The following is a 22,217-nucleotide window of genomic DNA, read 5'->3' as shown; positions in this document are numbered from 1 at the left end:
ACCAGTGAGGCCACGTCTGGCCTTGCAGTCGATAGGGTCAGTTGATCAAGTCCATGGCGCACTCAGTTCCAAGGGCTCCCACCAGTGAGCGATCTTACCCACCAGCCAGTTGCACTGTCTACATGATTTTCATGTAACTCGGCACTGGGCCATAGATTGCTGTCCGCTTCCTCGAGCGGGCGGAATGGCAACCAAGACGATCTACCAAGAAGCATACCGGCGTCTCGTAGAGCAGCTTCGGGCGAGACGGGAGGCTATGGGAATTAGCCAAGTATCGCTTGCCTCGCACTTGGATTGGCCGCAGCAAACTATCTCTTCCATTGAGGCCGGTGCCCGGAGATTGGACTTGCTCGAGTACCTCAGGCTCACCTCGGCCCTTGGCATGAGTGCTGCAGAGGCAAGCTCGCTTTTGATGTCAGAGTGGAGGGCGATGCGCGTCCCTCCAATTCGCTAAGGCGCGATGGCCAACGCCCGGTTATCAGGGGCGAACTGCTCCTTCTGTTGCTGGTGGTCAGTTGATCACTATACGATTCCGGCGTAACGCTTGCCATTGATCGGTCTCCAAGCTGCGATTTGGGTGCATTGAGCGAAGTCGATTGACGGGGACGCTATGAGTCCTCTTGCCCGAACTCGGTACGGGCCGCCCGCAGCACGCGAGCTGGATCAGAGGTCAGGGCTTCGGCAGGTGGCATGCCGTTGAGCAGAGCGTGCGGTGAGAGAAACCACTCTGCCTCACTCCATCCGGTGCTGCGAAATAGCCCGTCCGGCTCGATCTCGAAATGATCGAGTGCACGCAGTACTGACAGGATTTCTGCCAAATATTCAACGGGTTCGCCATTTTCACCAAACTGCCAGTCTGGGTAGCGATAGCCGGGCACAGGCTTCGTTACATAGACCCCGAGTAGCTGGCCGGCTCTGCGCAGCTGACCGGCTAGGCCGCTACCACTGGTCAATGACGGGCCGAGCTGTGAACTGACTTCGGCGGCGCTATGCCACTGTGCGGCAAGTTCATCTCGCCTGACGGCGGCGTCGGACAGGATCTTCTGGGCCGATGAGCAGGCGTCGGAACGCCGTGGTGCGCCCGTTGCTTCTGCCTGTGGCTTTAGCTGTTCTTGGAGAGATGCTTCAGTGAAATTGCCCGTTGCGTGGATGCGATCGAGCAGGAGTCGAAGCGCGATCGCTAATCCCTCGTCCTCTGACGGGTAGGGAGACGCAAACAGAGGTATCTGAACCCACAGATGCTCCTGTCCTGGGTGTACATAGGGGCGATGATCATCAAGCAGCAAGGCCGCGCCTAATTTTGGTGTGGCTAGCCGTAGATCCTTCGTGCTGCCCGTCCAATGGATGTATTCAAGGCTCGCGAACCACGGAGGCGCGCTTCCTTCACGAACCAACAAATCGGCAATGCTGCGAAAGCGCTCTTCCGGCACAGTCGTAAACATCATGAGCTGACTGAAGTGCGATCGGACGTCCTCCAAGAACCGACAGAGGCCGGGTCTTGGAATCTGGCTTATCGCATTGGAAATGAGTGTCCCTTCGAGGTCCAATGCCAGAATGCTCGGCTTCATGTGTTGTCTCTAGCGAGGAGCGTGTGTACACCTTGCTCCTGGACACTCTCGCTGTCCAACACGTGAGCCTACTGGTACACATGCAGCGTGAGCCTACTGGTACACATGCAGCGTGAGCCTACTGGTACGCATGTAGCGTGAGCCTACTGGTACTTGTTGCCTGCAACTGACAAAAGGATCACCTTTGCTGTGCTGCTCGGCAGGGCGGCACCACTAGGTCGGCTGGAATGTTTAGCTCAAGGATCGGCATAGGAGGCATGGGTGGTCGCCGCTGCGCTGTGGCTCTCTTAGTTGCCGCGATGAGGGATCGACAATGTTCAGAACTAGTCACACACATCCTCTGCATATCGCCACGATCGCTGTCGGAGTCAGTGGCGGCGCAGTAGGTGTAACTTTCGCGCCAGGGAAGTTTCAGAAGGCCGCGATGACGGGGCCATGGAGTCGTGACATTGACGTGGATCTTTGCGCGATTCGCCAGTGGGGCGCGGGGTACTTGATCTCCCTGATTGAGCCATGGGAGTTCGATGAGCTTAGGATTGCCGCGCTGCCAAAGCGGGCGATGGCGCAGGGAATCAAATGGTACGGACTTCCAATCGTAGACGGCGCAGCGCCGAACAGTTCTTTCTTGGAGGCATGGCGCGAGCTGGGTCCAGCACTCAGTCGTGAATTGTTGCGCGGAAGCCGCGCAGTTGTTCATTGTAAGGGCGGGCTAGGACGAGCTGGCACCGTAGCGTGCTTGTTGCTTCTAGAAACAGGCACGGCTGCCACAGGTGAGCAGGCCATGAGCATGGTTCGTCAGGTCAGGACGGGTGCGATCGAGACGCGTGAGCAGGAGGACTTCATACGCGCCTGGAGTCCAGGTCCGGGCAGCCAAGCTACAGGCAACTGACACCGTCGACCGGTCGGACTGCGAAAGGCATAGGTTTTGGACCACGGGCGCCTAGGTAGCGCTCTTGCTCGATTCCTTACGTAGGGAGTCCTCGGAAGCCGGCCGGCGCAGCGTCGACAGGATGGTGCACTCAGCTCGCTGTCCGCCGTGACAACTGGCGATTACCCGTTCCAGCTCGTTGGCCATACGTTGCAAGTCTGCCATCCGGGCGCGAATGTCGGACAAGTGGCTGCGGGCCAGACGATCCACATCCACGCACGACAGGCCCTCGTCGCCGGCCAGCTGCAGCAGGCTACGGACCTCTTCCAGGCTGAAACCCAAGTCCCGACCGCGGGCAATGAAGCGCAGGCGCTCAATGTCCGGCAATCCGTAGACCCGGTAACCATTGCCTGATCGTCCCGGCCTCGGGAGCAAGCCGATGCGCTCGTAGTAGCGGATCGTCTCCAGATGGCACCCGCTGGCGGCGGCGGCGTCACTGATTTTCATTCGTAGTAGGCTTGACTCCGTAGTAGCTACGGACTTTACCCTCATGGACCCTGCCATGCCAGCGGACCGCGCCGGCCCGGCTCCCCTGCGATGGAGAAGATCCGATGAGTGATTGCGGCTGCCACCACGAGGCAAAGAACGCGCAGGAACGGCGCGTGCTGTGGATCGCTCTGGCACTGAACGCTGCAATGGCGGTGATTGGCGGCATTGCCGGCTGGATCGCCCATTCCACCGGCTTGCTTGCCGACGCACTGGACATGCTCTCCGACGCCACGGCCTACGCCATTGGGTTGGTCGCTATCGGTCGGACGGCGCGCTTCAAGGCCAACGCTGCTTGGGTTAGCGGTAGCGTGCTGCTGATTCTGGGCGTTGGCGTGCTGGTCGAGGTCGGCCGCCGCGTACTCCACGGGGCTGAACCGGTAAGCGGGTGGATGATCGGTACGGCTCTATTGTCGCTAGTGGTCAATCTCGCGGTCCTTCGCATGCTGGCGCCACTGAAGTCTGGCGAAGTACATCTGCGGGCAACGTGGCTTTTCACCCGAGCCGATGTGGTAGCCAACGTGGGCGTGATCCTGGCTGGCCTACTGGTGTGGTGGCTGGCCAGTCCATATCCAGATTTCGTAATCGGTGCCTTTATCGGCCTCTACGTGATGAAGGAAGCCTTTGAAATATTGGGCGACGCGCGCCGGGCACGCGCCGACGCGCGCAAGACCCCTGCATGACCGCGGGCGGCCAGCTGGGATTTTCCCTGCGCTGATTGCTGCTGGCGAAATTGGCTGTCGGCCGGGATTTGCCTGAAATCGAGGCCGAAACGCGTACAGATGCGTATGAGCATCAGGTCGCGCCCTTTCGACCGCCAATTGCCGGGTGACGCATGTAGGCGCAGGCCGATCCCTGTGATCTCAAGAACCTTCGGAGTACTTCCATGTCTGTGCGATGGGCGGCCTTGGCCGCGTTGCTGTTAACGGGCGCAGTAGCGATGCCTGCGGTGGCGGCCGAATTGATGACCTTGGACGATGCCTTTGCACGCGTAGCCCAAACCCATCCGGAGCTGCGTCTGGTCGATGCGCGAGCCACTGTCCTCGCTGCCGAGCGAGATAAGGCGATGCAGCGTCCACCGTGGACGCTCGGTGCCGAGGTCGAAAACGCGCTGGGCACCGGCGCGGCCGGTGGCTTGGACAGCGCCGAGTTGACCTTGAGCCTGAGTTCGGTGCTGGAGCGCGGCGGCAAGCTCGAAGCCCGCCGTACCTTGGCACAAAGCCGGATTGATGCGCTGGCCGTGCAGCGCGAGACCGGGCGCCTGGACTTGCTAGCCGAGACGGCGCAGCGCTATTTGGCTGTCGTTGGTGCCGACCGGCAACGAAGCCTAGCGGACATCGATGTTGGCCAGCGCCAGCGAACCGTGGTCGCCGCCAGGCAGCGCCTGCAGGCCGGCGCCTCACCCGAGTCGGTGCTGCTCACCGCGCAGGCAGCGCTTGCGCGGGCCGAGCTGAAGCGTGATCGGGCCGAGCAACAGCGACTCGCTGCTCGTCAGCATCTGGCTGCTTTGTGGGGCGAACGTACTCCCACCTTCGAAGTGGTCCCGGCCGATCCGATGGCCCTGCCGGCGATCGCCTCCATGCAGACGCTGGCCGATGAGTTGGAACGGACTCCGGAATTGGCGCAGTTTGCCGACGCCCGCCGGATCGCGCAGGCACGCCTGCAGCTGGCGCGTTCAGCGGCCTCACCGGACCTGTCCTGGCAGCTCGGAGTGCGTCGACTACAGGAGACCGATGACACCGCGCTGGTCGCCAGCTTATCCATGCCGCTGGGCAGCCGCAGCCGCGCACAGCCAGAGATTCGAGCCGGCGAAGCCGAGCTGCAGGTCCTGACGATCGAGCGCGAGGCCAAGGGCCTGTCGCTGTACTCCACGCTGGTCGAAGCCCATGGCCGCTACACCGTGGCACAGGCCGAGGTGGCGCGCCTGCACGACGACGTGTTGCCGAAGCTGGCCCGAGCCGAGCAGGCCGCTGAGCGTGCCTATCGTGCTGGGGCGATCAGTTACCTGGAATGGGCACAGTTGCAGTCCGAACGCACCGCCATGGCCCAGCAACAGCTGGACGTCGCCTTGGATGCGCAGCGCGCCCTGATCGAAATTCAACGACTGACCGGCCAGGCGCTTGTCACGCCGCCGGCTGCCGCTTCCACTGGAGAGACCCCATGAATCGCTTTTCCTGGACCGCACTGGGCATGGCTCTGATGCTGGCGGCCTGCAATGCGTCGACCCCCAACGAAGCATCCGAAGGAGGCCACGCCGATGAGGGCGAAGAGCACGGCGAGCACGAGGAAGCGCCGCTGGAAACCGAGATCTCGGCCAAAGCTGCGCAGGCGGCGGGAATCCAGGTCGCGCCGGCTGGACCCGGTGAGATTGCCGATGAGCATGAGGTGCAGGGGCTGTTGACCCCAATCGATGGGCGCATCGCGCAGGTCACTGCACGCTTCCCCGGACCGGTCCGTTCCGTGCGAGTGGGCGTGGGTGACCAGGTACGCACCGGCCAGGTGCTCGCGACAGTGGAGAGCAACCTCAGCCTGACCACCTACACCGTTACCGCGCCGATCAATGGCGTGGTCATGGCGCGTACGGCCGCCGTGGGCATGTCGGCGCCTGAGGGCGCCCCGCTGTTCGAGGTAGCCGACCTGTCCACGCTGTGGGTGGACCTGCACATCTTCGGCGCCGACGCCCAGCACATCGGTGCCGGCGTGCCGGTGACGGTCACCCGCTTGAGTGATGGCGTCACGGCGCAGACCACATTGGAGCGCGTCCTGCCCGGCACCGCCACTGCCAGCCAAAGCACTATTGCCCGCGCAACCGTAGCTAACACCGATGGGCTGTGGCGGCCGGGTTCAGCGGTCAAGGCGCGGGTCACCGTGGATCGCCAATCGGCGTCGCTGGTGGTTCCGATCACCGCCCTGCAGACCGCACAGGACCAGGACGTTGTCTACGTGCAGCAGGGCGAGACGTACCACACCCGGCCGATCAAGCTGGGGCGCCGTGACGCCGAACGCGCCGAAGTGCTGGAAGGGCTCAAGGCAGGTGAACGAGTGGTGGTGGCCCAAAGCTTCCTGATCAAGGCCGACATCGAAAAATCCACTGTGGAAGAGGAATGAGGCCCGCCATGCTCGAGCGCCTCATTGGTCTGTCCATCCGCCACCGCTGGCTGACGCTGGTGCTCACCGCTGCGCTAGTCGCACTGGGCGTGTGGAGCTACCGTCACCTGTCCATTGACGCCACGCCCGACATCACCAACGTCCAGGTCCAGATCAACACCCAGGCCCCGGGTTACTCGCCGCTGGAGGCCGAGCAGCGAGTGACCTTCGCCATTGAAACGGCCATGGCCGGGCTACCAAAGCTGGACTACAGCCGCTCGCTGTCGCGCTACGGACTCTCCCAGGTCACTGTCGTCTTCAAAGACGGCACCGACCTGTACTTTGCCCGCCAGCAGGTCGCCGAAAGGCTACAGCAGATCGCATCTCAGCTGCCCGAGGGGTTGGACCCGGAGATGGGCCCCATCTCCACCGGGCTGGGCGAAATCTTCATGTACACCGTGGAGGCCGAGCCTAACGCCCGCAAACCTGACGGCACGCCGTATACCGCCACCGACCTGCGCACCCTGCAGGACTGGGTGATCCGGCCGCAGCTGCGCACCACGCCTGGCGTCACCGAGGTCAACACGATCGGCGGCTTTGAGCGGCAGATCCACATCACCCCGGATCCGGCCCAACTGGTGGCGCTGGGCTTTACGTTGAACGACGTGGTCGCGGCGGTCATGCGCAATAACCAGAACATCGGTGCCGGCTACATCGAGCGCAACGGCCAGCAGTTTCTGGTGCGCGTGCCCGGTCAGCTGGCCAATCTGGACGCGATTGGGAACATCGTGCTGGACCGGCGCGATGGCGTGCCCATTCGCGTGCGCGACGTCGCCAGCGTGGGCGAAGGCAAGGAGTTGCGCACGGGCGCGGCCACCCAGAATGGCCATGAGGTCGTGGTCGGCACCGCCTTCATGCTGTTCGGCGCCAACAGCCGGGAGGTCTCCCAGGCGGCCGCTGCCAAGCTGGACGCCGCCAACGCCAGCTTGCCTGCTGGCGTACATGCCAAGGCCGTCTATGACCGCACCGCGCTGGTGGATCGCACTATCGGCACGGTGTCCAAGAACCTGATCGAAGGCGCGATGCTGGTAGTGGTAGTGCTGTTTCTGCTGCTGGGCAATGTGCGCGCATCGTTGATCACCGCGGCAGTGATCCCGTTGGCAATGCTGTTCACCATTATTGGCATGGTGCGCGGCGGCGTGTCGGGTAACCTGATGAGCTTGGGCGCCCTGGATTTCGGCCTGATCGTGGATGGGGCGGTGATCATCATCGAGAACTGTCTGCGCCGGTTTGGGGAGGCGCAGCATGCGTTGGGCCGCCAGCTCAACGACGAAGAGCGCTTTGATCTGACCGCCTCGGCCACGGCTGAGGTGATTCGTCCCAGTCTGTTTGGTCTGGGCATCATCGCGGCGGTCTACCTGCCGATCTTTGCGCTGTCAGGGGTGGAGGGGAAAATGTTCCACCCAATGGCGATCACAGTGGTCTTGGCCCTGACCGGTGCCATGGTGTTGTCGCTGACCTTCGTGCCGGCGGCGATTGCCACCTTCCTGCGCGGCCGTGTGGCCGAACACGACAATCGCCTGATGCGCTGGTCACGCGCCCGCTACACGCCGCTGCTCGACTGGGCGCTGCGGCGGCGGGTCGTGGTGCTGACAGGCGCAGCCGTGCTGGTGGTGGGGTCTGGCGTGCTGGCCACCCGTTTAGGCTCGGAGTTCGTGCCGAGCTTGGATGAAGGCGACATCACCCTGCAGCCCATGCGTATTCCCGGCACCAGCCTGGAGCAGTCGGTGGTCATGCAGGAAACGCTGGAGAAGCGCTTGGCACAGTTCCCGGAGGTGGCCAACATCTTCTCCAAGATCGGCACCGCCGAAGTGGCCACCGACCCGATGCCCCCCTCCATGGCCGATACCTTTCTGATGCTCAAGCCCCGCGACCAATGGCCCGACCCGCGCAAACCCAAGGCCGAGCTGGTGGAAGAGCTGGAGGCGGCGGCCAAGGAGATCCCGGGTAGCAACTACGAGTTCACTCAGCCCATCCAGATGCGCACCAACGAATTGATCTCCGGCGTTCGCTCGGACGTTGCGGTCAAGGTCTACGGCGACAATCTTGACCAGCTGACCCGCCTGGCCAGCCGGGTCGAGCGCGTCATGCGCGGGGTCCCCGGCGCCGAAGACGTCAAGGCCGAGCAGGTTACTGGCCTACCACTGCTCACCATCACGCCAGATCCAGCGGCATTGGCGCGGTATGGATTGAATCCGGGTGACGTGCAGGACACGGTGGCCACCGCCATCGGCGGTAGCGTCGCTGGCCAGCTGATCGAGGGCGACCGCCGATTCGACTTGGTGGTGCGTTTGCCCGAATCGCTGCGGCAAGACCCGGCTGTGCTTGCGGACCTGCCCATTCCACTGCCGGAGAGCACCAGTATCGATGAGTCCAGCCGTGTAGCCGCTGGTGCCAACGGTGGGCCTCGCACTGTTCCACTACGAGAAGTGGCGAAGATACAGGTAGAGCGCGGGCCCAACCAGATCAATCGTGAGAACGGCAAGCGTCGAGTGGTGATCACCGCCAACGTGCGTGAGCGTGATCTTGGCGGATTCGTTGGCGATCTGCGTACCCGCATCGGCCAGGATGTACCGCTTCCAGAGGGGTACTGGATCGATTATGGCGGCACGTTCGAGCAGCTGATCTCGGCCAGCCAGCGCTTGGCGGTAGTTGTCCCGGTCACATTGGCGCTGATCTTCGCCCTGCTGTTCATGGCCTTCGGCTCGGCCAAGGATGCCGCCATCGTGTTCAGTGGCGTTCCCTTGGCATTGACTGGTGGCGTAATCGCCTTGGCTCTACGCGGAATTCCGCTGTCAATCTCTGCGGGCGTAGGCTTCATTGCGCTTTCGGGCGTGGCAGTACTCAATGGCTTGGTCATGATTGCCTTCATCCGCCGACTGCGTGAGCAAGGCGACGCCCTCGAAGATGCTGTCCGGGATGGCGCCCTGGGGCGACTACGACCGGTCTTGATGACTGCCCTGGTGGCTTCCCTTGGTTTCCTGCCGATGGCTTTGAACGTAGGCGCTGGTTCTGAAGTACAGCGGCCGCTGGCCACGGTCGTAATCGGCGGTATCGTGTCCTCGACCGCGCTGACGCTGTTGGTCCTGCCGGTGCTGTACCGCTGGCTACATCGCGACCGCGGCAGCCGTGGCGATCGCGCCATCCAAGATCCCTCAACCTCATGAACGAGATCAATTTGGAAGAGGTCCGGGCAGCGATGTTCACGGACCCGAGCGTGAAAGCAGTAGACGGCCTGCGGCTGGTCCCAGGCCCGGCAACTGGCCGCGCGATTGTGGCCACGATCACTGTCGCTGCCCCCTCGGCGGACCTTGACGTGGTCCACGCTGTGATCGCCCGGGTACTTTTCGATCAATTCGGCATCGAGCAGGCAGTGCTTTCTTTCAACGACCCTGGGCCGGCGCCGCCGCGACCCACGACGGCGCCATTGAAGAAATTGTGATCGCTGCGACTCTCCTGAGTGCCTACGCAGTTATCGTGTAAACGGCAGCCAAATCCAAAGCGCGATGAGCGTGGTCAGCAGGACGGGGGGCGTCAGGATGAGCCCTACCTTCATGTACTGCCCCCACGTAATCCGTTGGCCTTTTCCGGCAAGGACATGCAACCACAGCAGGGTCGCTAGCGACCCAATTGGGGTCAGCTTGGGACCAAGGTCGTTGCCCACGACGTTGGCGTAGATCATCAGCTCGCGAGTGGCCGTCGATACGTTCGCCCCATCGATAGCAAGCGCACCGACCAGTGTCGCAGGCATATTGTTCATAATGGAAGCGAGAGCAGCGACCGCAAAGCCCGTACCAATCGTTGCCACGAAGCTACCCTGCGTTGCCAACCACTCTAGGATTGCACTCGCCGCGTCAGTCAGCCAGGCATTACCCAGTCCGTAGACGACTAGATACATGCCGATCGAGAACAGCACGATCTGCCAGGGTGCGTCACACAGGATCTTGGTCACAGCCATTGTGGCGCCCCGGCCTCCAGTCGCCCAGCGGCCTGCAATACCCATCAGCACTAGTGCAGCTGCACCCGTCACCAAAGCAATAGGAACGCCGAGCGGCCCGGTTACGAAGTACGCAATCAGTAGCAGTACTAGAAGAGGCAGCGCTGCGCGAAAAACTGCCACGTCGCGTATCGCGTCGCGGGGCGCTTCTAGATCCTGGACTGGATACCTACTGGGGATGTCGCGCCGGAACCAGAGCCATAGGACGATCAAAGTAGCTCCGACCGATACCAGGTTCACCGGCACCATGATCGCGGCGTAGCGCCCAAAGGACACGTCAAAGAAGTTCGCTGTAACGATGTTGACCAAGTTGGAGACAATGAGCGGAAGGCTGGCGGTATCGGCGATAAATCCGCAGGCGACCGTAAATGCCAGCGCGCCGGCAGGCGGGAAATTCAAGCGCAACAGGATCGCAAGAACAATCGGAGTCAGCAGAAGAGCCGCGCCGTCGTTGGCAAACACTGCAGCAATTGCAGCTCCCAGCAGGACAATGAGCGGAAAAAGCTTCCGACCATTGCCGCCGCCCCAACGGGCCACATGCAGGGCGGCCCACGCGAAGAAACCGGCTGCGTCGAGAATGAGAGAGATGATGATAAGAGCGACGAAGGTGAACGTTGCATCCCAGACAATTCCCCACACCGTTCCAACATCGTTCCACCCGACAACCCCAGTGGCTAAAGCAACGGCGGCACCGGCGAGTGCCGACCAGCCTATGCCAAGCCCGCGAGGTTGCCAGATCACGAAAACAAGAGTGACGATAAAAATCGCGAGAGCAAGCATGTAACCCACCGTTGGAAGTCAGATAGAGCGCTGATCGACGCGCTTGGAAAGCTCATCGGCGCTCTCAACGCGCTCGGAATAGCGATCAACGAGGTAGGCTGCGCGTCCTCGTACGAGCCAGGTGAACTTCACTAGCTCCTCGCATACGTCAACGACACGCTGGTAGTAGGCCGATGGCTTCATGCGCCCGGCCTCATCGAACTCCTGGAAGGCTTTGGCCACGGATGACTGGTTCGGGATAGTGACCATTCGCATCCATCGGCCAAGTACACGTAGCTGGTTTACTGCATTGAAGCTCTGCGAGCCGCCGGAAACCTGCATGACGGCCAGAGTCTTGCCCTGTGTCGGTCGCTTGGCACCGTCGGCCAGAGGTATCCAATCGATCTGAGCCTTCATAATGGCGGTCATGGCGCCGTGACGCTCAGGGCTGACCCAGACCATGCCCTCGGACCAGTACGCGAGCTCGCGAAGTTCGCTCACCTTAGGATGATCGGGAGACGCGCCGTCGGGCAATGGCAAGTCGTGCGGATCGAAGATACGCACATCGCAGCCGTACCAGCGTAGAAGCCGACCGACCTCCTCTGCGAGCAGGCGGGAAAAGGAGCGTTCACGCAGTGAGCCGTAGAGGATGAGCATCCGCGGTGGATGGATCGGGTCGCCAAGCCCGATGAGGGCGTCTACGTCGATCGGCGCAAGTTGTGTGGGGTCGATGTTTGGCAGATCTGCCGCAATGCGATCAATCACGGTGACGTCCCGGTTGTAACGATCTCGCCATCTTCCTTGGTAAAGGAAGACACGGGGTTTGCCAGCAGTGCGAGCACTTTCTCAGACGGTCGGCACAATGCAACGCCACGGTCGGAGACCACGATTGGACGGTTGATGAGAATGGGATGAGCCATCATCGCGTCCACCAGCTGGTCGTCGGTGAGGCCAGGGTTGTCCAGGCCCAACTCCTCGTATGGCGTTCCCTTCTTGCGCAGGAGGTCGCGAGGCGTGATGCCCATTGCGGCAATTAGTTCGACAAGTCTCTCGCGCGTCGGCGGTGACTGCAGGTACTCGATGACCTGCGGGTCTTCGCCCGACTGGCGCATCATTTCCAGAACGTTTCTGGACGTGCCGCAGGCCGGATTATGATAGATCGTTAGTGTCATGATGGATCCCTCAAGCAATGTCTGGTCGGGAGAACGAAGTGCCTTCGAGCTGGCCAATTGCGCAGACTTGCGCTGTCAATGCTGCTCGAGACAGCGTATGGAGTGGCAGCGCGACGAAGGCTCGGATGCGGTTTTCCAGGTACATCAGCGCCTTTCGGAAGGCGGCGCGTTGCCACATTTCCCCGTGAGCTTCGCGGATGGGATCCTCGATACCCCAATGCCCCGTCAATGGTCGCCCGGGCCACAGTGGGCACGCCTCGCCAGCAGCGTGGTCGCAGACAGTGAAGACAAAATCCATGCGGGGGGCACTTGCCGCTGCAAACTCCTCCCATGCTTTGGACCGCAGGCCTTCGACCGGGTAGTTGGCCTCGTGCAGCGTCTCAATCGCCAGCGGGTGGACCTCGCCCTTGGGGTGACTGCCGGCAGAGAACGCGTTGAAACGGCCATCGCCAATACTCCGCAGGGCGCTTTCCGCCAGTATCGATCGCGCAGAATTGCCCGTGCATAGGAACAGGACGTTGAAGGGCTGAATAAGGCTCATCCGCAGGTCTCCGAGGTACATGGGCGGGCGAGTTTGAAGAGGTCACCGCAAATCTCGGGAGTCCCGGAGCAGCAGTCCTCAGTCAGAAACGCGAGCAGTTGGCGCATGTGCTCATAGCTAGCGGCGTACAGCACGCGCCGCCCGTCTCGCCACGAGCGCAGCAGGCCAGCTCGCTCCAAGGTCGAGAGGTGAAAGCTCATGCGTGGTGGCGCGATCGCGAGAGCTTCCGCAATTTCGCCGGAGGGCATGCCATCCGGGCCAGCACGAACCAGCATCCTGAATGCAGCTAGGCGATCAGACTGGGCGAGCGCAGAGAGTGCGAGGACGGCGGAATCATCTTTCATGTCTAAATCCTACAACTATTCTTGTAGGATGCAAGTGTCTGGCCGGCGATCCCATCTCCGGACGTACCTGTCCGGAATCGAGGTCTGCTGCGTGTCCTGCGAGCTACCGCTCAGCTAAGGCGTTTAGGATTGAGGCGTATAGAGCTGGTGGCCCAGAAGCGCGCACGTGCCGTTATACACAAACGCCACACTCTGCCTCGCCCGGGTAAAGGCCACGTAATACTTAGGTGGCGCCGTTATGCGTGACGCATCTGCAGTGCGCAGGTACTGCGTCAAAGGCCCATTAGGGAAGATGAGGACCCGGCTGTAGGTGCGTCCCTTGGACTGACCGAAGTTCATCGCTGGTAGGCCGTCGCACGCCTGCCGTCGGTCATGCCGCAGCACGGTCGGGGCAAATTCCTGCATGTACGCAGTGACATGCTCGGGCGCGACAAGGTAGATGCCATCGTGACCGATCAACTGATCATTGCCTGATTGGGTCCGGGGCATCTGCGGATAGAGCGCGTCGGCCAGATCACACAGGGCCTGCACGCATCGCAAACTCGTGAGGCGGTGATCGATCTGGCACAGGCCTTGCGACTCCCAAAGCTGGAATAACGTCGCCAAGTTCGGTCCGCGGAACTGGCTGTACCGAGGCGCGTAGTTGGTGGCGTAGGTCGCTTGGCGCGTGTCGCCCACTAGCGTAACGCCGATCGGGCTCTTCAACAGGCGCTCAATAAGATCTAGGTCGTAGCCTGCCAAGTCCTGCACTTCATCAACGTACACTTCGTCGTACATGTTCGCCAAGCGCGAGATGACCTGACCTTGAGTGAGCTCATCGCACCGAACGGCGAAATCGGAAGCCCGATCCGAATACATCCGGTCGCCTGACAGGTAGTGGCGGGCTACATGCGAGCGGGGTGCCCGGTTGTTCGTCCGTCCTTCAACAAACAGAATCGATTCGACCCTTGGCTCGCGGCACAATGCCGCCTGATAGGGTCGAATGCACTCGCGTAACAGAAATCCGTACCAGCTATACAACGTGACATTCGCAGGCACCGCGCCGGCTTGGGCCTCGAATGAGCGTCGGATCTCTTCGAGATTCTCCAAGGTATAGGTGAGCATAGCGACGCGGCGCTGTGGCCGCTCCAATGCCTGGCGAACCAGCAAGGTAGTCTTGCCAGAGCCGGCTGCCGAAAGCAGTACTCGGTTAGGCGATAGCACGCTGGACATAGTCCGGGAAAGTGATCGAATGGGGGCTGTTGAAAATGGCTAGGGCCGTATCGGTCTTGTGACCTTTCATGTACTTGAGCAACGCCACCTCGTCGGCGAATGACTTGACCAGCACGGTGTTCAGCTCGTCCAATGAGTTGGCTTTAATGAGTTGCTCTTCCAACGATGGGGCGCTCTCGTCAGAATCGTAGTAGATGGCATTGGGGAAGTCGGCATATCGCTCTTGCACCAGCGCGATATCACCATCGTTGTCGGTGACGACTCTGGCCTGAATACGCAGGCGCTCCGCAATCTGCAAGAAGCGTTTAAACGCCAGTGATTTGACCGAGATGATGTCCACGCCGCGCGCCAGTGGCGCTACGCCGTGGTGATCAAAGTAGGCACGTTGCACGATCAGCTCGTCGGACGGGCCCTCCACCAGAATTGCCTGCTTGGCCAGAATCAGTCGCAACGTGTCATGACCAGGAAGCTTCATGAAGTAATCGTGCGTATCATGCGGCAACTGATCCAGTTTCATCTGGCCTTGGGCGCTGAACAGGATCACGTTGTCCACGCCCAGCTTGTTCAGAACGAAGCTGCTGTGGGTTGCGATGACCACCTGCTGCGTCGTGGAGAGCGCTGAAATCTTGTCAATCAGCTGGCTCATGCCAGAGAAGGAGAGGTGGTTCTCCGGCTCTTCGATTAGCAGTACATGCGCCGACCCTGCAGCATGCATAGCCAGCTTCATCTTTACTGCGCTTTGCTCACCCTTGCCAGCTTGGGTGAAAGGAAGCTCATCCAGGTACGGTGACAAGCTTGTTTCCCACGTTGAGCGCGGTGAAGAGTCCACGCCAACCGTCAGTGCTTTGTGACTGATGTCTCCTGTGTGCTGAGTGAGATAAGCATTAATGGCGGCCACGTCGTCCTCTTCCGAGAAGCTTTGCCGCATGCGGCGAAAACTCAAAGATAGCGAAACGCGCTGCGCTGGGGTAAGCGCCTGTTCGATGATGCTGGCGATATAGCGATCGGCTCCGGACAGTGTCTTGATACCGTGGGTGTCGATGATAGTTGAATCGAACGGGATGGTACGAGCGGTGACGCCGTTGTTGGCAAAGGAGTACCAGCGCACCGTGTAGTATTCCACTGGGAGGCTGGTCGCGCCCTGGTGTTGCTGCAGGTAGGCGTTGAATTCCTCGCGATAGTCGTCGCTAAGCTCGACCAGCAATCGGACGCCTGCACTGTCTAGACCTAATGAGTTGTTGGTGCCGCGCAAGGACGCCAGCGCGGGATCGTTCCCCAAATAGGCTTCAATGGAGATCCTGGGCGGTGACGCAGGCGTTCCTGCGCGCAGAGCCGCTAAGTACTCCCTCACCGTTGGCTGGTGAAAAAGATAGGGTGTGAGCTCGTAGGTGAGGTTGCGACCATACAGCTGCCCTGTTATTACTGCGTGGATCGCTTCCAGCAAGGTGGACTTTCCCACCTCGTTGTCACCAACCACAAGGTTCATGTGCGCATTGAGCTGCAGATTGAGGTGACGAAAAGACTTGAAGTTATCGATAACAATACGTTCGATCGGCATGCTCCATCCCCCAGTGGACTATCCTGTCTCTACAGAACTTTACGCGGCTCTTAAGAACGATGCCAACTGGACTGGATTTGGAAAGAATTTGTTCTGGACAGGCCTGGCGGGCACAGAAGGTAAGCCATCAAAGACTGCTAAATGAACAGGATCCATCGTCTTCGTTCGTCTCACGTATCGGCTATGCGGTGTGGTGGTTGTGACGAGGTGGTGGTTATAGTCCCGACTTTCTTAGCGGTGCTCGGTCACAGACTGCTGGACGTCGTCGGAGCTGTCAGGGAGGCGGCGATTCCCTGGGCCTCTAGATAGTCACGAACAGTGGCAAGGTCGTTGAGTTGACCAGAGCACATGAAGGCCAAGGCCGGGGTCCCCTTGAATGGTGCTGCGCTGTTGGGGCGTCTTAGCCAGCTGTCAGCTTGCTGCTGATCAGGGAAGAGGATGTGCAGTGCCTGGTATATGCCGAGCGCATAGCTGATTCGCTCGAGTGTTTCTGGCCAAAGGCCGTCAGTCACTCCCGCCTCTAGCTGTGCACAAGCAACGTCGATGGGCCTACCCAGGATTGCCGACTGCTCATGAGCGCTTAGTTTCCAAACTTCTGCCATCTTCGTAAACGCGCGCAGAGCAGGTCCTTCCAGGCTGGTGGCGTCACTGGCGATTGGGTAGATCATCCCTCTGGCCTGGGGAGCAGATGAGTCATGCTACTCCCGTTTCACTCACCGCACCCTCAGCGATGCGCCGATTGAATAAATAGTTGGCCTACATAGGCGGGCGATGCTCATGTCATCTCGACCGTTCGGTGCGAGGGAGGCCTAACAGCCCCGCTTCGGTCGACGGTCTGGCAGCCGACTGCCTGCCGGCCGCACGTCTGCATTCTATTTCAACGACACGTGGTGGCTGGTAGTGAACAACGTGGTGTGACCCCTTCAGGACCTATAAACAATGAAGGGGACAACAGTGACTACTGGGCCTCTATGCCCTGCCGCAATAAGCCTTATAGGGAAGGCGCCGGCGATGGATTTCACGGCGTCATTGGGCTTGGAAGGGGAAATCCATCACAAGTGATCCGAGCAGCTCCGCACCGCGACGCTGGGCATTAGCCTGCAACGTTGGATAGATGGCTGGTTCGTCGTGATCAAGACGACGTTAGCTGTAGAGGTGATGCATCTGTTGTGCGGTAGTTCATCAGCGATGCTGGCAGTCATCTCATGCTGTATGACCACTCTAAATGAGCAGTCATTTTTCTATCTATATGAAACAAAAGGAAAAAATGTCTTAAATGATGCGAGCCGCAGGCACTAGTGAGATCAGTTGGAATCGCGCGGGATACTGCACGCTGCGCGCCGCGCGGGCGATGCGGATGTGGCCGGATTCCAGCGGCTCACGCAGAGTTTCCAACGCACTTCGGTTCCACTCGGGCAGCTCATCGAGAAAAAGGACACCGTGATGGGCCAGCGAGATCTCGCCGGGGCAGGGTGGGTTGCCCCCACCCACCAGCGCCGCCGCACTCGCACTGTGGTGCGGTGCCCGGAAGGGACGCTGCCGCCAACGCCGTGGGTCCAGCCCTTCGCCACTCACCGAGGCAATCGCGGCCAGCTGCAGTGCCTCGGTTTCTTCGGTATCCGGCAACAGGCTGGGCAGGCGCGAGGCCAGCAGCGTCTTGCCGCAGCCAGGGCTGCCGATCAACAACAGATGGTGCCCACCGGCGGCCGCCACTTCCAACGCGCGCCGCGCATGCGCCTGCCCGCGCACGTCGGCCAGATCGGGTAGCGGCAACGGCGTCGTGTCCACGCGTTCCACGGGTGGCAACACGCGCCGATTTCCCAACCCGGCGCAGCACTCCAGCAACGTACGCGCTACGCGTACATCGGCATGCTCGGCCAGTGCGGCTTCTGCGGCATTCCCCGGCGGCACCACCAGAATGCGCCCGGCTTCGGCGGCCGCGATCGCGGCGGGCAGTGCACCCGCCACCGGGCGCAGTTCACCGGTCAGGCCAAGCTCGCCCAGGAATTCGTACTGCAGCAGTGACTGCGGATCGACTTGACCACTCGCGGCAAGAATGCCCAGCGCAATCGCCAGGTCGTAACGCCCACCTTCCTTGGGCAGGTCGGCGGGTGCCAGGTTCAAGGTGATGCGCCGCTGCGGAAAGTCAAAGCGCGCACATAGCAGGGCGGCACGCACGCGCTCGCGCGATTCGCGCACGCTGGTCTCGGCCAGGCCGACAATCTGGGTGGCAGGCAGGCCGCCAGAGAGGTGCACTTCCACCCGCACCAGTGGGGCATCGACCCCGGCGCGGGCACGGCTGTGGACCAGCGCCAGGCTCATGTGTGGATTCCTGCAGTCGGGCGCTTGATGATGCGGCAGGTGAGCTGCGGCCAACCATCGGGAATTGCTGGTGAAGCGGCTAGGGGGATTCCGGCAGACGGTTGGGGCATGCCTTCCTCCTCTGCGGAAACAAGATTCGGCCATCAAGTGAACGATGGACGCCAATTCGCCGTGCTACTCAAATTGGAGTGCTACTCAAATTGACGTTCTACTCAAATTGAATGGTGACGGTTACACATAGCCACGCATTTCCAAGCGCTACGCCAATTCCACTTGGGCATCCAGGTGGTGCAACCATGGATGCTTCTGGAAAAACAGCGTGGCAACAGCCACCGCTTGATTCACGTCAACTCGCACTGGTTTTCAATGTGACTTCCCCAGCCATCGGGGGCTGTGATATGAAGACGGAATCTTGCTGGAAGGCTCTTTCAAGGGGATGGGGAGAATGGAAACGTTTGAGGAGGCTGATCGTCGTGTTTCCCTCGTCCTTTTGGGGGTGGCGAAGCGCATTCCCGAACGGGGCTCCGTGGGGGCCTGGCTCTGTTGCACACTAATGATGAGCCTGGCGCTGACGCCATCGGCAAGTGCCGAGACGGTCACCTACATTCATACCGATGCGCTTGGTTCGGTGGTTGCCGAGACCGACGCCAATGGCAACGTGGTCAAGCGCTATGACTACGAACCCTATGGGGCCGTTGTTGGCGGGCAGGTTGCGGATGGACCTGGATATACGGGACACGTGAGCGACGCTGCCACTGGGCTGAGCTACATGCAGCAGCGCTACTATGATCCCCAGTTGGGACTCTTCCTCTCGGTGGATCCGATCTCTACGCATTCAAGCACGAAACACTTCAATCGATACAGCTACGCTTATGGCAATCCGTACTCCTTCACCGATCCGGACGGAAGGGTTCCGGTAATGCCATTCATATACGGTGCCGTCCTGGGCGGCCTCGCAGACATCGCGGTCCAAAAAGCCATGAATCCGGATAAGCCTATCGACAAAGTGGAGGCTGGCATTGCTGCTGCGGTTGGCTCAGTCTCCGGAGGCGCTGGTGGAGTGGCCGTTGCGGCAGTGGGTTCCGGCACGATTTCGGTAGGGCGTGCGGTTGCCATACAGACCGTGGTCAATGCGGTGGCGGGTGGTGCTGGCTCCGCCGCAGAGAGCGCAATCAAAGGGCAACCCATCACGGCGGAGGGCGTCGCTTCAAATGCGATTGGCAGTGCAGCGGGTGGATTGGCAGCCTCCGGGGTTGGCGTTGCCATGGGTGATTTCGCAGGCCCAGCTGCACGCGGATCACTCCAACGGCTGAGTCAATCCCGCGGCCCAGGTGGGCCGAACATGGCAAGTGCCACTGCGTCAACCGGAACTGCCATTCCCAGGCAATCGGCACTCCAGGGCGCGGCGTCCCAAGCGGGGCAGGGCCTGGCGGGAGCAGGGGCGACTGTCGTACAGAAGGACCTGGAGAAGAAAAAATGAGTCCCTTGTTGAAAGGCCTCATAGGCACTCAGCTTCTCGCTGCGGTCTTTGGCGCTTCTTACTTCGCAGTTCTCACGTACCGCAATTACCCGGACGCTATGCATACGGGATTGCGTATTTGGGGCTACTTCGCGGTGATCTTCCTATTCCTTCATCTGTTTCTTGCGTTGAAGCAGTGGTGGGAAAATTCGCGTCGAAGGCGATAGGCGTGCCCCCTCCGTGATCTCGTTTGCACCAGAGAACAAGTCGCCCAAAGGGCGACTTGTGCTTTTTGCGGGGAGGTGCACCGGGCTGCAAGTGAAAGCATGCCCATCTCTACATCAGCTGCTGGAAAAAATGCGCTCACTGCAGGTCCATCGCGGCTTGCGTGTACTGATGGCCCTCTCGCTCGTCATGGGCCTGCCGGGGTGCCGGGATGAGGTGGAGAGTTCAACGTATCCCATTGGCCAGACGGGAGAGACGTGCACAGCCTACAAGGGCTTCGACCGCCAGCCTCCTGAAGAAGTTGTGGCCGAGCTTGCCAAGCGAGGGTTGGATAGTCGCCGATTGGTGCATAGGACGGTGTGCGGCCCGATCACAAGTTGGGACATTCTCCCCGCAGGGGCGTCGATCGATCGGATACCTCCGCCAGACGCATATGTAAGCGTCCACCTGCTGGAAGACGGCTCGGTTTCCGTCAGTACAGACCGCCCCTGACGTTGGCGCCGCCCTTGATGATCGAGCGGCGGGCGAACAGACAAAAGTACGGATGGGCTCGCAGGCGGGGCGAGTGGCACCCAGGTGGGCTGGAAGGGTGACAACGATGCGACCCTGCGTGCTGAGAGCGGCACCAGGACAGCGGCGGAGTAGACATTGAGCTTTCCACATGTCAGGAGTACCCGGGAAATGTACAGATTCAAGGCCGAAGTCGTTTCCATGGAGGAAGATGACTAATGCATCGTAGTTGGCTTGGCCGACAGCTCGACGAATCCGTCTCGTTACGTGGTATTGCAGAACGCGAAGGCGTATGACGACCAGGACGAAGAGTTGGGCATGGCGCACGCCCATATCGAGGTCGGTGGAGGTCTTGAGCCTTGCTATGGCGGTCTGGTGCATATCTCTCTGCGGCGCATGGAGCTTGAGCTGTCTCTCTCCGAAAGTGCACAGAGGAAGCTTGGGATCACTGGTGGGATTGCAGTGACACTGAAAACGTTGGAAAACGGCAGCAAGCTGGAGGCCGCGTTGCGGAAAATCTGTGTTGCGGAGGGTATTCCGCTTGATCTGAACTCGTCTGGACGGGATTGAGTTCATGCTGTGCCGCACTGCCTGCGAGAGGCGGGCTGAGCGGGGACAAGAGGCAGCAGGTCCGGACAGGCGAATGTGTTCCGGCTCATTTTCGAAGCCGGGGGAGTGGCATGAAAGCTGACGAATTTGTATCCGCTATCCAGCGCTATGTGCTTGAATCATCCGTGGGTAGTACGATCTCGAACCTGGCGTATCCACCGGGCCATCGGGTGGCCCCAGACCTGTTGGCACGGTCGAATGGTTCAACAGCTTGTCCGCTGTAGAAGCCGACATGTTGCGAGCCGTTGCCGGTGAAGCTGCCCGTTCGGCGGTCTTCGGGTTTCTGGCGGTGCTTGATGGCACCCGTGTCATCGATTCAGAGAAAGGCACCTTCGAGCTTCACCATGTGGGTCGCGAGAAGCGCCTGGTGAATCCGTCTGGCATCGATCTACACGACCTGCTCGAATAGGTGCGGGATGCGCGCGCAGCACTGACATGGAGCGTGGGACTGATGAAACTGAACTTCGTGGCGGACTGCGACTGGGAGTCGCATGTTGGCAGGATAAAAAGTCATTACGTAGAGCGCTCCGCCACATTCGAGTCCAGGAGCTACGGGAACGAAGTGGCTTCTGTGGCATTGCTTTTCGTGTGTCGAGATCCCGAGCTGGATTTCAAGCGAAGAGTGCAGTTTCGACGAAAGAAGGCGGAGTTCTATACCGATGTGATGCTTGACCTGCCGACCATCGTTCCGCTCTCGATGAAGGAGAAAATGCGGTATGTCTCCCGCGAATTGCTTGAGCAGTTGGCGGAGCAACTGGGCAGGGTGAAGTTCAAGGACTTCGACCATGCAAGGTTTCTGATGGATCTGAAGGTATGGCTGGAGGACATCGATAGCCGTTACAACGGCCAATCGTCGGGTGCATGGCACTATGCCTCGGGCGAGGCGTCCTAGTCGCTCCGGAAGTCACCGATGCTTGTTGGCTGGTCAGTTTTCTCAACGGAATGGGGGGCCATTGCAGCGCTATCTTTGTGTTCTGGATGTAACAGGCAATCTTTCGGCGGGCCGCGATGTCGAGCAGCTGCTCCCCGATCGATATGAGTTGGATCAGCGTGTGATTCGCTTTGTCTCCATTGAGCAGGCCAATCTGAACGCCTGGAGAGTTCGTCTTTGCGAAGTGTTTGACAATGGAGCGCCTGGCTTCATCGACGTGTACGAGTTCGAGGCGGTGGATCCGGATCATCCCTTTGGTACCGAGTGGACGTTTGATTCGGTTGACGGTGCCTTGAGGTTCGCGCGGGACGTGCTGAGGACCAGTCTGGGGCGCTATGTGAACCAAGGACTGATTCAAGACGAGTACAAGGACTGCTATCACCCGGAATGGTGATACGCCTCTGGAACGAATGGGCTATCCGCGCATGAGTCACCAATGTCCTGTGATC

The 22,217-nt window shown here is 60.5% G+C and carries 22 protein-coding genes and 1 pseudogene; 12 read left to right on the top strand and 11 right to left on the bottom strand.

Annotation, left to right across the window (positions count from 1 at the left end; all coding sequences use genetic code 11):
• The first annotated feature begins 184 nt into the window (after nt 1-184).
• Nucleotides 185-454, top strand: a complete 270-nt coding sequence (locus AC5P9I_RS14230) for a helix-turn-helix domain-containing protein (RefSeq protein WP_032966097.1) — start codon at nt 185-187, stop codon at nt 452-454.
• Between the two features lie 154 nt (nt 455-608).
• On the opposite strand, the gene AC5P9I_RS14225 is transcribed toward AC5P9I_RS14230, so the two are convergent.
• On the bottom strand, nt 609-1,568 hold the full coding sequence (locus AC5P9I_RS14225; protein ID WP_235644823.1) for an NIF family HAD-type phosphatase: 960 nt from the start codon (nt 1,566-1,568) through the stop codon (nt 609-611).
• 313 nt (nt 1,569-1,881) lie between these two features.
• On the opposite strand from AC5P9I_RS14225, the gene AC5P9I_RS14220 reads away from it, so the two are divergent.
• Complete coding sequence (locus AC5P9I_RS14220) at nt 1,882-2,457, top strand: phosphatase domain-containing protein (RefSeq protein ID WP_114618998.1); 576 nt, start codon at nt 1,882-1,884, stop codon at nt 2,455-2,457.
• A 51-nt stretch (nt 2,458-2,508) separates the two neighbouring features.
• On the opposite strand, the gene AC5P9I_RS14215 is transcribed toward AC5P9I_RS14220, so the two are convergent.
• Nucleotides 2,509-2,943, bottom strand: coding sequence for a MerR family transcriptional regulator (locus AC5P9I_RS14215; RefSeq protein WP_099484980.1), 435 nt, complete (start codon nt 2,941-2,943; stop codon nt 2,509-2,511).
• Between the two features lie 104 nt (nt 2,944-3,047).
• On the opposite strand from AC5P9I_RS14215, the gene AC5P9I_RS14210 reads away from it, so the two are divergent.
• The 5 genes from AC5P9I_RS14210 (at nt 3,048) to AC5P9I_RS14190 (ending at nt 9,571) form a co-directional block, all read left to right on the top strand.
• On the top strand, nt 3,048-3,665 hold the full coding sequence (locus tag AC5P9I_RS14210) for a cation diffusion facilitator family transporter (RefSeq protein WP_114618997.1): 618 nt from the start codon (nt 3,048-3,050) through the stop codon (nt 3,663-3,665).
• 203 nt (nt 3,666-3,868) lie between these two features.
• Nucleotides 3,869-5,146, top strand: a complete 1,278-nt coding sequence (locus tag AC5P9I_RS14205; RefSeq protein WP_114618996.1) for a TolC family protein — start codon at nt 3,869-3,871, stop codon at nt 5,144-5,146.
• Nucleotides 5,143-6,090 (top strand): efflux RND transporter periplasmic adaptor subunit, encoded by a 948-nt coding sequence (locus tag AC5P9I_RS14200; protein WP_187756945.1) that lies wholly within the window; start codon nt 5,143-5,145, stop codon nt 6,088-6,090. The genes AC5P9I_RS14205 and AC5P9I_RS14200 overlap by 4 nt, the downstream gene beginning before the upstream one ends.
• A gap of 8 nt (nt 6,091-6,098) precedes the next feature.
• Complete coding sequence (locus AC5P9I_RS14195) at nt 6,099-9,296, top strand: efflux RND transporter permease subunit (RefSeq protein ID WP_187756944.1); 3,198 nt, start codon at nt 6,099-6,101, stop codon at nt 9,294-9,296.
• Nucleotides 9,293-9,571: a hypothetical protein gene (locus AC5P9I_RS14190; RefSeq protein WP_114618993.1), complete on the top strand. Its 279-nt coding sequence runs from the start codon at nt 9,293-9,295 to the stop codon at nt 9,569-9,571. The genes AC5P9I_RS14195 and AC5P9I_RS14190 overlap by 4 nt, the downstream gene beginning before the upstream one ends.
• A gap of 30 nt (nt 9,572-9,601) precedes the next feature.
• On the opposite strand, the gene AC5P9I_RS14185 is transcribed toward AC5P9I_RS14190, so the two are convergent.
• The 9 genes and pseudogenes from AC5P9I_RS14185 to AC5P9I_RS14145 all read right to left on the bottom strand — a co-directional run.
• A complete protein-coding gene (locus AC5P9I_RS14185; protein ID WP_005411451.1) occupies nt 9,602-10,906 on the bottom strand; it encodes an arsenic transporter in 1,305 nt (434 codons plus the stop codon).
• Between the two features lie 18 nt (nt 10,907-10,924).
• On the bottom strand, nt 10,925-11,650 hold the full coding sequence (gene arsH, locus AC5P9I_RS14180; protein ID WP_187756942.1) for an arsenical resistance protein ArsH: 726 nt from the start codon (nt 11,648-11,650) through the stop codon (nt 10,925-10,927).
• Nucleotides 11,647-12,057, bottom strand: a complete 411-nt coding sequence (gene arsC, locus AC5P9I_RS14175) for an arsenate reductase (glutaredoxin) (RefSeq protein WP_005411449.1) — start codon at nt 12,055-12,057, stop codon at nt 11,647-11,649. The genes arsH and arsC overlap by 4 nt, the downstream gene beginning before the upstream one ends.
• Nucleotides 12,058-12,067: 10 nt before the next feature.
• Nucleotides 12,068-12,598 carry an arsenate reductase ArsC gene (locus AC5P9I_RS14170; RefSeq protein WP_114619015.1) on the bottom strand — a complete coding sequence of 177 codons (531 nt, stop codon included), beginning with the start codon at nt 12,596-12,598 and terminating at the stop codon, nt 12,068-12,070.
• Complete coding sequence (locus tag AC5P9I_RS14165; protein WP_099484974.1) at nt 12,595-12,942, bottom strand: ArsR/SmtB family transcription factor; 348 nt, start codon at nt 12,940-12,942, stop codon at nt 12,595-12,597. The genes AC5P9I_RS14170 and AC5P9I_RS14165 overlap by 4 nt, the downstream gene beginning before the upstream one ends.
• A 123-nt stretch (nt 12,943-13,065) precedes the next feature.
• Entirely contained in the window at nt 13,066-14,154 is a 1,089-nt protein-coding gene (locus tag AC5P9I_RS14160; RefSeq protein WP_414608565.1) for a UvrD-helicase domain-containing protein, read from the bottom strand.
• Entirely contained in the window at nt 14,132-15,712 is a 1,581-nt protein-coding gene (locus AC5P9I_RS14155) for an ATP-dependent nuclease (protein ID WP_099484972.1), read from the bottom strand. Before AC5P9I_RS14155 ends, AC5P9I_RS14160 begins: the two co-directional genes overlap by 23 nt.
• A 245-nt stretch (nt 15,713-15,957) precedes the next feature.
• The gene (locus tag AC5P9I_RS14150) at nt 15,958-16,380 is read right to left on the bottom strand and encodes an antitoxin Xre/MbcA/ParS toxin-binding domain-containing protein (protein WP_099484971.1); all 423 of its coding nucleotides are present in this window, start codon (nt 16,378-16,380) and stop codon (nt 15,958-15,960) included.
• A 631-nt stretch (nt 16,381-17,011) separates the two neighbouring features.
• Nucleotides 17,012-18,034: pseudogene (locus tag AC5P9I_RS14145) on the bottom strand (YifB family Mg chelatase-like AAA ATPase); the annotation flags it as partial.
• A gap of 556 nt (nt 18,035-18,590) precedes the next feature.
• On the opposite strand from AC5P9I_RS14145, the gene AC5P9I_RS14140 reads away from it, so the two are divergent.
• From AC5P9I_RS14140 to AC5P9I_RS14120, 5 genes are all read left to right on the top strand, one after another.
• Nucleotides 18,591-19,514 (top strand): RHS repeat-associated core domain-containing protein, encoded by a 924-nt coding sequence (locus tag AC5P9I_RS14140; RefSeq protein WP_227863693.1) that lies wholly within the window; start codon nt 18,591-18,593, stop codon nt 19,512-19,514.
• Between the two features lie 936 nt (nt 19,515-20,450).
• Nucleotides 20,451-20,798, top strand: coding sequence for an Imm10 family immunity protein (locus tag AC5P9I_RS14135; RefSeq protein ID WP_080355570.1), 348 nt, complete (start codon nt 20,451-20,453; stop codon nt 20,796-20,798).
• 250 nt (nt 20,799-21,048) lie between these two features.
• Complete coding sequence (locus AC5P9I_RS14130; RefSeq protein WP_141098717.1) at nt 21,049-21,246, top strand: hypothetical protein; 198 nt, start codon at nt 21,049-21,051, stop codon at nt 21,244-21,246.
• Between the two features lie 42 nt (nt 21,247-21,288).
• Nucleotides 21,289-21,729: an Imm44 family immunity protein gene (locus tag AC5P9I_RS14125; protein WP_049441965.1), complete on the top strand. Its 441-nt coding sequence runs from the start codon at nt 21,289-21,291 to the stop codon at nt 21,727-21,729.
• Nucleotides 21,730-21,790: 61 nt separating this feature from the next.
• A complete protein-coding gene (locus tag AC5P9I_RS14120) occupies nt 21,791-22,162 on the top strand; it encodes a hypothetical protein (RefSeq protein WP_049468942.1) in 372 nt (123 codons plus the stop codon).
• Nucleotides 22,163-22,217 lie beyond the last annotated feature (55 nt).

It is taken from the genome of Stenotrophomonas sp. YJH_SMC_29 (assembly GCF_059371235.1).
This window is presented reverse-complemented; position numbering and strand designations above follow the sequence as displayed.

Bases quoted from the DNA above. Each gene is read 5' to 3' on its own strand.
- AC5P9I_RS14230 (WP_032966097.1), top strand. From the start codon at position 185: ATGGCAACCAAGACGATCTACCAAGAAGCATACCGGCGTCTCGTAGAG.
- AC5P9I_RS14225 (WP_235644823.1), bottom strand. From the start codon at position 1,568: ATGAAGCCGAGCATTCTGGCATTGGACCTCGAAGGGACACTCATTTCC.
- AC5P9I_RS14220 (WP_114618998.1), top strand. From the start codon at position 1,882: ATGTTCAGAACTAGTCACACACATCCTCTGCATATCGCCACGATCGCT.
- AC5P9I_RS14215 (WP_099484980.1), bottom strand. From the start codon at position 2,943: ATGAAAATCAGTGACGCCGCCGCCGCCAGCGGGTGCCATCTGGAGACG.
- AC5P9I_RS14210 (WP_114618997.1), top strand. From the start codon at position 3,048: ATGAGTGATTGCGGCTGCCACCACGAGGCAAAGAACGCGCAGGAACGG.
- AC5P9I_RS14205 (WP_114618996.1), top strand. From the start codon at position 3,869: ATGTCTGTGCGATGGGCGGCCTTGGCCGCGTTGCTGTTAACGGGCGCA.
- AC5P9I_RS14200 (WP_187756945.1), top strand. From the start codon at position 5,143: ATGAATCGCTTTTCCTGGACCGCACTGGGCATGGCTCTGATGCTGGCG.
- AC5P9I_RS14195 (WP_187756944.1), top strand. From the start codon at position 6,099: ATGCTCGAGCGCCTCATTGGTCTGTCCATCCGCCACCGCTGGCTGACG.
- AC5P9I_RS14190 (WP_114618993.1), top strand. From the start codon at position 9,293: ATGAACGAGATCAATTTGGAAGAGGTCCGGGCAGCGATGTTCACGGAC.
- AC5P9I_RS14185 (WP_005411451.1), bottom strand. From the start codon at position 10,906: ATGCTTGCTCTCGCGATTTTTATCGTCACTCTTGTTTTCGTGATCTGG.
- arsC (WP_005411449.1), bottom strand. From the start codon at position 12,057: ATGACACTAACGATCTATCATAATCCGGCCTGCGGCACGTCCAGAAAC.
- AC5P9I_RS14170 (WP_114619015.1), bottom strand. From the start codon at position 12,598: ATGAGCCTTATTCAGCCCTTCAACGTCCTGTTCCTATGCACGGGCAAT.
- AC5P9I_RS14165 (WP_099484974.1), bottom strand. From the start codon at position 12,942: ATGAAAGATGATTCCGCCGTCCTCGCACTCTCTGCGCTCGCCCAGTCT.
- AC5P9I_RS14160 (WP_414608565.1), bottom strand. From the start codon at position 14,154: ATGTCCAGCGTGCTATCGCCTAACCGAGTACTGCTTTCGGCAGCCGGC.
- AC5P9I_RS14155 (WP_099484972.1), bottom strand. From the start codon at position 15,712: ATGCCGATCGAACGTATTGTTATCGATAACTTCAAGTCTTTTCGTCAC.
- AC5P9I_RS14150 (WP_099484971.1), bottom strand. From the start codon at position 16,380: ATGATCTACCCAATCGCCAGTGACGCCACCAGCCTGGAAGGACCTGCT.
- AC5P9I_RS14140 (WP_227863693.1), top strand. From the start codon at position 18,591: ATGAGCCTGGCGCTGACGCCATCGGCAAGTGCCGAGACGGTCACCTAC.
- AC5P9I_RS14125 (WP_049441965.1), top strand. From the start codon at position 21,289: ATGAAACTGAACTTCGTGGCGGACTGCGACTGGGAGTCGCATGTTGGC.